We start from the raw sequence: 11,790 nt of genomic DNA on the forward strand, positions 1-11,790 counted from the left end.
TAGGTATTCCCCTAGCAGTTGGTTACCATCCCAGATAAAGTCAATTTTGCCTTGTTCGGTATATTTGGCAATAGACGGCCCAGTGGGTCGTAGTCGTATTGGGTGCAAAACTACTGTGACTAACCTTGAGAATTATACTTATCTATCATTTCTTGAGACCCATCCCAATTAGGAGGAGTTCTTAGCTTTTTGACTCTATTGCTATTAATTATAAGCCCTCCTAAAAGTAGAGAATAATCATTACTAAAAAAGAACTTTCCCTTTAACCCATCATCAGATCTATACCCAACGATATTGATCTGAGTAGAATTCTCTTGATCAGTCATAGCTTCAAGAGATGTGATAAGCTCTTGAAAACCTAGAATATTGCCCCCTGACTTTTTAACACTTTCTTGATGAATTTTGAGAGTTGACAACTCGCTTTTAACATCAGACTGTACACTACCACAATCTGAATAAACAAGTTGAGCATGATCATTATTCAATATCGACAAAGCTTTCTGTACCCAATTTTCAGGATATCTATCTTTATTTATCATCTCTATTATTTGACTAGTAGAAATCATGGTTTATAAACCTCTAATCCCTCTCTTACACCTTTTAGTAACACTTCCTGCTCCCCCCACTCATCGGGAGACCAAGCCCAAGACCAAGAGGCCCCCTCAGGAGGAGCCCCCACTTGCGTTCTCAAAACAACTCCTAAATTATCATTTTTCATCGCGAATTTGCGCGCGATCTCAGGGTCACGGGTCCAAGATGTATATGGACTATTCGCTGAATTACTACCATAGTTATGTTCTTCTGGTGAAACCGTTCCATTAACATCGCCAGGAACTACTTTTCCTTGCACAGCATTCTCATAGTCTGGGTGGCCAAAGTAAACCCCTCTGTATAAATATTTCCCTTCTTCATGTGGGGGAAGTTCAGCAAAGCTTTTTTTATTTTCCTTACAACTCAACCCCATCGGATCGACCCAGTTCACTGGGTTAGGTGCGTATTGATAGTGGTTGATGCCGCCGACTATACCAATCGGGTCTTGATGGATAAAGCGTTGTTGTTTTGGGCAGTAGTAACGAAAACGGTTGTAGTGAAAGCCGCTTTCTTGGTCGCTTTCCTATCTAAAAAGCAGCCCTTGAAAGGTAAGCGATTAATACTCGGCAGTATTGATATAACCGACCAAGTATTAGCGTTTAGCGAGCTTCCATGGCAGAAGGGATTCGATTTGTTCGACTGTTTTAGCATACGGTAGTTTGGTCAGAACCGTATGAAGATACCCGTAAGGCTCCAGTCCGTTTAGCTTTGCCGTTTCTACGATGCTGTAGCAGACTGCACTGGCCTTCGCTCCTTGCGAACTGTCCGCAAACAACCATGCCTTCCTCCCCACAACGAACGGGCGGATAGCATTTTCTGCCAGGATATTACTGATACGTAATTCGCCATTCGTGCAGTAGACGACGAGTTTTTCCCACTGGTTTCGCATATAAGTGATCGCCAAGCCTGTCAGACTGTCTGCGGGAACTTTGTTGGCATTATTTTCGAGGAAGATTTTCAGCTTATCTAGGAGCGGGACGCTGTGCTCCTGACGATAGACGACGACTTGCTCCGGTGTGTATCCCGTTTTTTCTTTCAGCTCATTTATCTGACGCTCAATATGATAAAGCTTATTCATATACCCGAGTGCGGTATCTGCTTTGCTGACTTTGGCTTTTTTACCTTTCGGCTGCGCCGCTTGCGCTTCGATAAACTTCCGTCGGGCATGATCCATACACCCCACCGGAGTTAACCCGTATTGCTTGCAGGCAGCGTTATACCCCGCATAACCATCGGTTTGCAGGTAACCTTTGAAGCCTTCAAGCAAAGTGATTGGAACCTCTTGGCTTCGGGACGGATCGTAGTGGAACAGCACACTCCGTTCATCAGGCGGGCCACCGAGTGATACCCACATCTGCTTATCGGATGTGGCAGACTTACCGGGCTCTTTCAACACCTGGATGCGGGTTTCATCCATCGCAATGATATGTCCTGCATTTTGATGTTCTCTGAGCAGATTCACCAGTGGCTGAAGTACCTGTGCGGATTTCATCACATAATTGGCCAGTGTCGCTCTGGAGAGTTCGCCACCATAACGGCTCAACATTTTTTCGATACGGTAAAGCGGAAGTCCATCGACATATTTAGATGTGATCACATGAGCAATCAGACCCGTACTTCCCAGAGAGCCAGGTAAGGGATGCTTCGTCGGCATTGGTGCCGTCACCATCGTCTGACCGTCTTGCGTATCGAAGACCGCTTTTTCCTGAATGTATTCCAGTACACGAACTTTGGCGGGTACGATATCCAGCTCTTCTTTTACTTTGGCGAAGAAAGTGCTTTTTGCGCCCATTTTTTCTTCGTCAGTCAGGTACAGGAAGATTTGCTCACGGGGTAAGTCGCTGGATAAAGGTTTACGGCCACGAGGTTTTGATGTGTTTTTCTTCTTCTGGTCTTCATCCTGTTTTTCATGAGCGTCAAGCACAGGGTCGGTACACAGTTCTGCTTCGTCAAACAACAGGAACTGGTCAGGATGGGTTTTCTCGCTCGTTGGAGCAAAGCGTTTAATTTTCAGGTAGCGAACGACTTCTTCCAGAATGGCAATTCGTTCTTTTTGGCGTTGATTTTCAGCTTTCTGCTCATCTAACTGAGCACGAAGTTGCTCGATTTTACTCAGGTTTTCAGAAGAGGAAGTCACGATTCAAATTACCTTTAACGCCTTATTTTAACAGGGTTTATTATATCAAAACCCTGCGGATAAGTCGCTAAAATAAGGACTCATATTCCAGTTTTTTATGCCCCTTCATCAATGAGACATCGTAACCATCGAGCAGCCAGTTGATCTGCTGACCAGTGAGTTGAATGACTTCATCCGTTCGCCTGGGCCACTTGAATTTCTCTTCGGCCAACGCTTTATAATAGAGCACGAAGCCATTATTTTCCCAGAAGAGACATTTGATTTTGTTGCGCCGTTTATTGGTAAACGCATACAGGTGGCCACTGAATGGGTTGTGGCCTAACTCCATTTCAATGAGCGCACTGAGTCCCCGGTGTGATTTACGAAAATCAATCGGATCGCGATAAAGATAGACACAACTCAGGTGTTGGGCCGGTCGGAGTGTCGGCTGCATTTATCGAAGCTCCCTGAGAAGTTGGGCAACGACCGAAATATTAGTGGCACTGACATCCGAGATCTGCGTTCCGTCGGGCAAGCAAATCGTCGGCCCGGAATGGGGGGATATCCGCGTTTCGAATTGAGCGACGACGAATCCAGACTGTGTTTCACATTGGTTAACCTGCTGAGTGGTGTGATACTTTTGTTTCCAGTAAGTGAACTGGTGAGGGATAAGTCCATGATGACGACAATAGTCAACTTGAGTTTGTTGGGTTTGCATCCATGCCTGGATGTGTTCAAACCAGATTTCCGGTGATAGTGACATAGTGAAGCTCTTGTTGTGGCAATGACTACGGTCATTATGCGTCTTCACTGGAAATTGGGAATAATGTCGAGAATTAAGCGCTTACCTTGAAAGCGAATCGGTTGATAAAAATCGCTCGGTGCTTGGTTGTATTCTTCTTGTGTGCGTTGCTTTTCTAGCGCTTTGTCTTCGTAGCCATAGGCATTGGCGGTGTTTTCCCATACTACTTCTGCGGCTTGATTTGTAACGAAGCGCGGTGTATTAAGTTGATCTAGGTGGTAGTAATAGATGCCATCTTGTTTGATCAAAGCAACCGGATGAAATTCATTTGGACGATTGATGTACCAGGTGTATTGTCCGTTTAGGCACTCGCCTAACAGCTGGTTACCGTCCCAGATGAAGTCGATTTGGCCTTGTTCTGTGTGTTTAGCAGTATGACGACCGAATGGATCGTAGTCATATTGAGTCAATAAGCCATCATTCGAAAAGCTGGTTGAAGGCATTAAACGCTCGTTGCGTTTTGATGCCAACGCCCAGTTCGCTGATTTGGTTACCGCAGTCGTCGTAATCAAAGTCAATATCGGCGAAGCTAAGCAGCCTATCATCTTCGGTAACTAAAACATACAATTTATCTAGCAATCACATTATTAAGGCTTGGACCTCAATGTTAAATATTCTTCAAAAAAATTTTCAAAACTATCGGATATTTTACGATCTACCTTTCTACTAAAAAGGTTATAACTAACAATCGGAAACTCATCTTGAGTTTTAGAGTTACTAGCATCAATACACCAACAAACCTCATCATCCCTAAAAAAAATAACAGCAAGTTTTTCCGGAAGTTGGTAGTCTTCCCTAACAGTTAAAGTATCTCCGTAAACAGTGCCACCTGAATCGTTTAAAGCGTCATTATTTTCTATACCTGAAATCTCAGCTTCGACGACTCCTCCTCCCCCATATAATTTTAAGAACTCCTTAAAAGATGCTGGCAAATTAAATTCCAATAAATCTTCTAGAATTTTAATTTGATCATCTGTTGCTGAGCCTAACCAATAGATCTCGCTTCCTGTTTTTTCAATAGTTGCTATTAAGTTCGTATAATCATTCATAAAACACCTTATTTAAAATCCTCAGACCTTAATTTCCAATAGCTATTTCGAAACTTTTCATATTGGTACTGCAACTTGGAATTATTTCTAAAGCTATTACCATCCTCTATAAGACCATGCAACTTGACATGATGCTTCTTGTGAATAGAGCTCGTAAGCTCAACCATAGGCCCAGGCTCTTTTCCTAAAACATGATGTAAGTTAATTTGCTTACCATCTGGACCAATAGGCGCATAACCTTCATTCATTAAGTCTAAATTAGTCCACCCCTCATCAACTTTTTGCCTAATACTTTTATGCACACTTCTATGGACATTCTCTGGCGCTTCAGGAAATACATCAACATTATTTTTATAAACTTTCCGACCCAAGACTTCTGTAGCATTAAATTTACTATCCTTTATTTCGTCAGGTATAGATCCTAAAGCTCTATTATTACCTCCCCCCATCAACCCAACATCAATAGGTTTCCCCAAACTTCGCCACTCATCAATACTACCATCGCCTCCATTCGCTAGCCAAGTACGATAAGCAATGTCTTCCTGAGCATCGTATGTAGACCAAGTATCACCATTAGATCCAACAGCATTAAAAACCGTTTCATCACTGTACTTAGAATAAACAGTTCCATCTGGAGCCTTTATTTCTTCAAGCGGACCGCCTGTGGATGATGAATGAAAGGCTAAAAGCAAGGTTGTAGGTGCTTTAGCTAAAAACGGCAACAATCTTGATATTACTGTTTTTTCAGCGATATAAGCCGAGTCATTAGCAGCCGCCTGAACCGTAATCTTAGTGACATTAATAGGTTTTAGATTAGTTAACGGGCTTGATGGCGCCACCCTTGCTAAAGCTAAAGCGCTTGCTGCCGCACCTTCCTTACAACTCAACCCCATCGGATCAACCCAGTTAACAGGGTTAGGTGCGTATTGATAGTGGTTGATGCCGCCGACTATACCTATCGGGTCTTGGTGGATAAAGCGTTGTTGTTTTGGGCAGTAGTAGCGGAATCGGTTGTAGTGAAAGCCGCTTTCTTGGTCGAAGTACTGTCCTTGGAAACGTATCGGCTGATAGAAGTCTTTGCTTTTGCCTTCTCGTTCAGCATGTTGCTCGCTATCTTCGTAACCATAGGCGTTAGCGGTGTTTTCCCATACCACGTCAGCCTGTTGGTTGGTGACAAAGCGCGGTGTGTTGAGTTGATCTAGGTGGTAGTAATACACCTCACCTTGTTTGATCAGCGCAACCGGATGAAATTCGTCTGGGCGGTTAATGTACCAAGTATACTTTCCGTTTAGGCATTCGCCTAACAGTTGGTTTCCATCCCAAATGAAATCAATTTTGCCCTGTTCGGTATGTTTGGCTATACGACGGCCCAGCGGGTCGTAGTCGTATTGGGTGAGGACCCCGTCTTTTGCAAAGCGGGTGAGTTGGTTAAAGGCGTTAAACGAACGCTGTGTTTTAACACCTACACCCAGTTCGCTGATTTGGTTACCGCAATCATCATAGTCGAAGTCGATGTCGGCGAATTTGAGTAATCGATCCCCTTCCGTGACCGCTTGGATAGACGGATCATTCTCTGCAAATGCGACAACGCTTTCTTCACTCTCTGCCGTGCTTAGGTCGCCTTTGCTCTCTTCTTTCTCATTAGGATGACTTTTTGCTTCATCGCTCTCAATCGCGGTGCGTTGGGCGATGGGGTTGCCCACACTATCCCACTCAAATTCGGTGCGTTTGCGCTGTGAACTGTGTGATGGATGGCCTTGCGTATAAGCCACGCTTTCTTTAATCAGTTGCCCAAGAGCGTTGTATGCAAAGGCTTCTTGCTTCGCTTGTGCGAAGTCACCTTCTTCTTCCTGTGATGTTTGCGTTTGGCTTTGTCGGCCGATCAGCTGATCGATACCATCGTATTGGTAAGCACACTGATCATAAAGTCGTTGCTCTGGATGCGTGAGATTTTGCAGTGTTAAACGATGGAATACATCAAAGGTTTGCTCTAACGCAATGTGGTTACCAAAGGTTTGTTGGATAAGACGGTTTTGTTTGTCGTATTGGAAAACGGCTAACGTTTGCGAAGAATCTCCTTCGCTTAATTCAATGGCCGTTAGTTGGCTATGTTGGTTGTAACGATAGTGAAGCGTTTTACCATCGGGTAATGTTAAACGTTTACGGCGGCCAAATTCATCGTATTGATAATGGAGCGTATGTTGTTGGGCGCCTTGTGTTTGTTGACTGCTGAGCAGTCGATTACCCCGATCGAATGTCTGTTTTAAGGTGACCTCGGGATTATGCGCACGAACAAGGTTGCCATTCACGTCATATTGATAGCGGTTGGTATTGTTGACGATCTGTTGATGAGATTCGCTACGACCTTGTTGAGCACTGGCTTGTTGAGCACTGGCTTGTTGTGCGATGACACGGCCCATGACATCTCGTTGGATATTAACAATACGCTTGTCGCTTTCTTTGAGCGAGATTAACCGATTGTTGCCGTCGTATTGGTAGCGCTGCTGTTTGCCATCGAAGCCGGTGATCTGGATAGGGTTTTCATTGGCATCGTAGGCAATTCTGTAGTGAGCATCGTCATCTCGACGAATGCCCGTTAGGTTACGCTCTTGGTCGTAGGTCAGATGTAAGGCACTACCATCAGGCTGGATGATGGCGCTCGGTTGGCTCAAGCCTTCAAAGGTTTGTCGCGTGATTTCGCCTTTGTTGTTTTTACTGGCGATAAGACGACCCGCCTCATCGTAGTCAAAGTAGGTATGTTGTTTATCGTCAGGCGCGTTTTCATCAAAGGCGACGGTTTCAATCAGTTGACCCCGTTCATTACGTTTGTACTGAACCAGTAATCCACAGTCAGATAAGGTGGCATTAATGCGCCCTAAGTTATCATAGCTGTAGCGGGTTAAGCTGTCGTTTTCTTGTTTCGCCAGCAATTCACCTTGCTCATTCCAACGGAATTTGGTGACTTGACCATCGACGGTAATGTGTTGACTCAAGTGGCCTTGGTTATCGTAACTGTATAAAGCAGAACGGCCATCTGGCTGGGTTTCACTGAGCAGCAAACCGGACACATTGTACTGGCGTGCAATGGTGGTTTTATCTGGTAGAACAGTAAGGATGCGCTGTCCTAGTTGATTGTAGGCAAAGGTGGTTTTATTGCCATCGGGGGTAGTAACAGATTCCAGCTGCCCGTATGGCGTATAGGTCAGGTCGGTTGTGTTGCCCTGAGGGTCGATTTCGCGGATTTTTTGACCATTTTGGTTATACACATAACGACGTATATTGCCATTGGGGTCCGTGTGCTCGGTAAGTTTGCCTTGTTCGTTGTGAACAAAGTGCTCCCGATTGCCCCGTGAGTCAATACTGGTGGTTGTGCCTTTTTCAGGGCCGTATTCGAATTGGTAGCAGTAGGTGTCATTATCGCCCCATTGTTTGATGCATTTTGCATCATGGGCATAGCTATCCCACTCGAAATGATGGCTAAAGCCACTGGCGCGAGTTCGTTTGGTAATGAGGTTGGCGGCGTTGTAGGTGTAACGCTCGGTTTCACCCTGTTGGTTGGTGGCCGCGATAAGGTTGCCGGTCTCGTCGTAGTTGTAGTGAGCCAACGGGGTCTTAGAAGTGACAAACTGCTCTTTCTCATTGACATGATACGCTTTGACATCGACCAGCCAGCCTTGTGCATTATAGTTGAGTAAACAGCCACGGGCTTTGTTGACTTCAATCCGCGCTAAACGCTCCTTCGCATCATAATAAAAACGTGTGCTTTGGCCTGTTTCGTTGATGATTTTTTCAAGCAACCAAGCGGATTCCCCCGCTTTAAAGGTCAGATGTTCATCCTTGGGGGTCACTAAGACTTGCTTACCATTGGTTTGGTAATGCAAGGCTAACTTGCTACTTAGCTGATAACTGGATTGGCCAGGCTTAACCTTTTCGAAACGATGGGAAGCACCATGTTCATCATGGTATTCGAGCCAATAGGTGCCCTTTTGCTTTGGGCCCACTTTCGGTGGAGGAAGATAGTGCTCCGTCAAACGCACCATAAAATCATGGCGCCAGCCATTGCCCAAGGCCGTTTGCTGGTTTGAGTGAGAAGAACGATACAAACGACGCCATACTAAGGGGCGGCTTCCTGCTAAGGTAAAGTCGACAAGAGGGAGAATTTCTTCTCCAGTCAACATGGATACAGGGTCAGAGCGGCATTCTTGCTCGGTAATCGGCGTTTCACTTGAAGTATTGTTCGCGACGGCACCAGTGCTATTGACGCTGGCTTGAGTGGCTTTTTTACCGACGACTTTTTCCGGTCCCTTTTTCTTTTTACTCTGAGTATTGCTGTCATCGCTAGCGGATAAAGTGTGTCGCACATTTTGATGATAGCAGGTAATCAAGCCCTTCGTGAAAGCGGACTTCAACACTCTAGCGGTTGCCGCTCCTTTCGCGTCGCGTGGACAATCTATACCGACAGCTTGCAAAAGCTGAATAACATTGAGGCGCTCGGAAGGGTCAGAAACCAGTGTCGGTCCAATCTCTGCAATTTGAGCGTTGGCAGCTTCGGGGGTGTCCGTGGCCACCTGATGGTACCCAGAAGGTACACGACCTTCTTCACCTATCAGGTAAATGGGGTAGCGACTTCCCTTTAGTACAACTGAATAACGATCCATTAACTGTGTGCTTCCTCATTTGTCCATACATATGACCCAACAGCTTGATGAACAGATTGCTCTTGAGAAATCATTAATGCATGCTGTGAATCACGGTAACAAGGGTTATTTATGAGTGAATATAGGTTAATAACCCCACTCATTGCTCCAATTTTTCCCAACAAGTAAGCAGGAAAAACATAATCAATATCCTCACTTAAATGCGGAGCGAGCAGTTGCAAGCTATGTAACCAAGTATCTCCATCCTGAGCAACCCCATTCCCTGGTGAAAAAATTATATCTATTGGTACCGCCAAGCCTTCTGACGCATCCAGAAATAATGCTTTAAACGCATCGTGTTGTATAAAATCAATGGTGGTTTCGTAATGAAAAAAGCGTTGTGACCAACCCGCTGGCGATATTTCAAATTTTGCAGTCAAACCACCTACACCGTAATAACAATACTCAGCACTTGAATTTGCTAAATAAACACCATCTACCGCAATAATATTTGCCTCATCTATCCCTTGCTCAGCCATCATTTTTATCGCAGCATCCATACCACTAGAACCTTGAAAAAATACAAGTTCAGGCGTTGTGGAGAAAAGTTGATTAAATGTTTCAATCACAATCTCCTTTTGTTGATACTGAAATGCCCAAGCAGGCAGCAACCAAATCGTGGGCAGACTAGTGTCTTGTAATAACGGGTATAACGACTTTGCTTTCATAATGCAATCGTATGTAAAAGCCTGCCATGTCATCTCTCCAGAAACAACGTCGCACTCTAAGAAGCTCCCTGTTAGAACATCATCAACAGATAAAGCATGTGGCAACGAAACATCTGCAATTGATATTGAAAAAGCAGTCATATTTATGCCGCTCCAAGCGTTTCCTCAACAGGCTGCAAGGATTGCTGCGCCGTAAATAAATCGATCAACAAGAGGTTCGAAAAACTAACAGCACGCTTGCTTGCTCCATTAAATTTTGAAACTAAAGGATAACCACTTATCACCCGCTGATTAGCAAAATCGTCCTCATACTTAGGCCAATTCAATGCAAACTCCTGCTGAAAGCGTTTGATAGCACTCTGCTCTCCTTGCCAAGCGGCCAACTGAACATCAAACTCAACCAAGTTATCAAGAGAGCTACCTAGTAGATTCCGCAATGCTCGGAGCAGTATGGATGGAGTTTCAGATTGAGCAAGAACAGAATTAATTAGAGGCGCATGTTTCACCATACCACCTCTTACTAATACACATAACGCATCCTCCGCTGACAAAACATTGCTCGCAACATTGCCAATAACATTTAGTTGACTGGGCGTTAACACAAGTAAGAACAGTGACATGACTTTTGTATCTAGTAAGCCCTCTTCCACTAGATCAGTAAACATACGCAATATGGCATCACTAGAGTGTTGCTCTGACCTATTTAACCAAGGAAAACAGTCATAAAGCTCATGGATTGATTCTTCATTATTTGTCATGCCCATCAGCTTACTAAGCCGCAATTCTTTATCCGATACAGCATCACTTAGCAGATGATGTGAACCCGTGATATCAACAACGCCCTTAAATAAGCCCTGAAGCTTTTCAGAAAAATACAGGGCATTGATGTATTCTGCTTTTTGTTCGTCGCCCATTTCATTTATTAAAAAAGCAGCGGCATCGCTCAGAATGCTCTCGTCCAAGTTAGACACCAGCAACTCAGACAGCTCGCCAAAATCCAAAGCGCTAACGCCATCCGCTTCCTTACCATCTGTTCTGTTTTTTTGGTTAACCAGCCAATATTCTTTCGTGAGCTGTTGCCTACACAAAGCATAATAACCATGTGAAGAGAAAGGACTTACCCTTGCATCACTCAATATTTGTAATTGACGATAAAATCGATCAACAAAAACAGATAACAAATCAGCCACCTATCAAAACAGTTGGGTTACCTACTACCACTTTTCCACCATGAGAAGTAGCATCCCCAAGCCTAGCCGCAGGCTTACCATTAATGGTCACCGAGCCTGAACCAGCACTAATGCTATCAGGCGGTCCGACACAGACTGCCATATCACCTTTTCTTGCCGCAGGCATACCACCAATGAGCACATTAGGAGATCCTACAGCCACAGGGCCACCAACGTGCGGCACTGTCCCCGTCGTTTTAGGGCATACATGCATACTACCAATTGTCGCAGCAGGCTTTCCCATATGACTCTCCTTATCCTGTGATAAATGTTATCTACTGTTCATAAAGAGGAATAACCAAGAGCTTTCCTGAAGCTACGAAATAAGCAAGCTCATCGATCATCCCTTCTGACGTCAAATCTGAAATAGAGGCATTAGAAGCTGTCACATGCAGATACAGAGTTGAAACAATGTTGGTATTATTCAACCTCGGATGTAAAGTAGAAAAAAATTGAGCAGCAAAATACCCATTACTCACTTTTAGGTGAGTAAAAGCAGGGCTTAGAAGAGGGTCATCTGGTCGATTGATCGGCAAGCAAACAAGGTGAGGAAGACCATATCGACAGTAAACGATAAAACCAGCATTGAGAGCAGACTTCATAACCAAGTGAGTTGTGCTGTCTATAATTTCCATATT

12 protein-coding genes and 1 pseudogene are annotated in these 11,790 nt (G+C 44.5%); all 13 read right to left on the reverse strand.

Annotation, left to right across the window (positions count from 1 at the left end; translation table 11 throughout):
- Positions 1-119 precede the first annotated feature (119 nt).
- The 13 genes and pseudogenes from MSP8886_RS15595 to MSP8886_RS15650 all read right to left on the reverse strand — a co-directional run bounded on the left by MSP8886_RS15595 (position 120) and on the right by MSP8886_RS15650 (position 11,787).
- Entirely contained in the window at positions 120-566 is a 447-nt protein-coding gene (locus tag MSP8886_RS15595; protein WP_067018094.1) for a hypothetical protein, read from the reverse strand.
- Complete coding sequence (locus tag MSP8886_RS22570) at positions 563-850, reverse strand: hypothetical protein (protein WP_245659116.1); 288 nt, start codon at positions 848-850, stop codon at positions 563-565. Before MSP8886_RS22570 ends, MSP8886_RS15595 begins: the two co-directional genes overlap by 4 nt.
- A 117-nt stretch (positions 851-967) precedes the next feature.
- Positions 968-1,099: pseudogene (locus tag MSP8886_RS22680) on the reverse strand (RHS repeat-associated core domain-containing protein); the annotation flags it as partial.
- Between the two features lie 84 nt (positions 1,100-1,183).
- Complete coding sequence (gene tnpC / locus MSP8886_RS15605; RefSeq protein WP_067018098.1) at positions 1,184-2,728, reverse strand: IS66 family transposase; 1,545 nt, start codon at positions 2,726-2,728, stop codon at positions 1,184-1,186.
- A gap of 67 nt (positions 2,729-2,795) precedes the next feature.
- Positions 2,796-3,161: an IS66 family insertion sequence element accessory protein TnpB gene (gene tnpB, locus MSP8886_RS15610; protein ID WP_067018100.1), complete on the reverse strand. Its 366-nt coding sequence runs from the start codon at positions 3,159-3,161 to the stop codon at positions 2,796-2,798.
- The gene (gene tnpA / locus MSP8886_RS15615) at positions 3,162-3,470 is read right to left on the reverse strand and encodes an IS66 family insertion sequence element accessory protein TnpA (RefSeq protein ID WP_067018101.1); all 309 of its coding nucleotides are present in this window, start codon (positions 3,468-3,470) and stop codon (positions 3,162-3,164) included.
- 44 nt (positions 3,471-3,514) lie between these two features.
- Positions 3,515-4,054: an RHS domain-containing protein gene (locus tag MSP8886_RS15620; protein WP_067018103.1), complete on the reverse strand. Its 540-nt coding sequence runs from the start codon at positions 4,052-4,054 to the stop codon at positions 3,515-3,517.
- A 42-nt stretch (positions 4,055-4,096) separates the two neighbouring features.
- Positions 4,097-4,558, reverse strand: a complete 462-nt coding sequence (locus MSP8886_RS15625) for an SMI1/KNR4 family protein (RefSeq protein WP_067018105.1) — start codon at positions 4,556-4,558, stop codon at positions 4,097-4,099.
- A gap of 8 nt (positions 4,559-4,566) precedes the next feature.
- A complete protein-coding gene (locus MSP8886_RS15630) occupies positions 4,567-9,216 on the reverse strand; it encodes an HNH/ENDO VII family nuclease (RefSeq protein ID WP_067018107.1) in 4,650 nt (1,549 codons plus the stop codon).
- Positions 9,216-10,064 carry a hypothetical protein gene (locus MSP8886_RS15635; RefSeq protein ID WP_067018109.1) on the reverse strand — a complete coding sequence of 283 codons (849 nt, stop codon included), beginning with the start codon at positions 10,062-10,064 and terminating at the stop codon, positions 9,216-9,218. The genes MSP8886_RS15630 and MSP8886_RS15635 overlap by 1 nt, the downstream gene beginning before the upstream one ends.
- A gap of 2 nt (positions 10,065-10,066) precedes the next feature.
- Positions 10,067-11,104: a hypothetical protein gene (locus tag MSP8886_RS15640; RefSeq protein WP_067018111.1), complete on the reverse strand. Its 1,038-nt coding sequence runs from the start codon at positions 11,102-11,104 to the stop codon at positions 10,067-10,069.
- Between the two features lies 1 nt (position 11,105).
- Positions 11,106-11,396 (reverse strand): PAAR domain-containing protein, encoded by a 291-nt coding sequence (locus tag MSP8886_RS15645; RefSeq protein WP_067018113.1) that lies wholly within the window; start codon positions 11,394-11,396, stop codon positions 11,106-11,108.
- Between the two features lie 31 nt (positions 11,397-11,427).
- Complete coding sequence (locus tag MSP8886_RS15650; protein WP_067018115.1) at positions 11,428-11,787, reverse strand: hypothetical protein; 360 nt, start codon at positions 11,785-11,787, stop codon at positions 11,428-11,430.
- Positions 11,788-11,790 lie beyond the last annotated feature (3 nt).

The sequence above is a fragment of the Marinomonas spartinae genome (genome assembly GCF_900089775.1).
Lineage (GTDB): Bacteria > Pseudomonadota > Gammaproteobacteria > Pseudomonadales > Marinomonadaceae > Marinomonas > Marinomonas spartinae.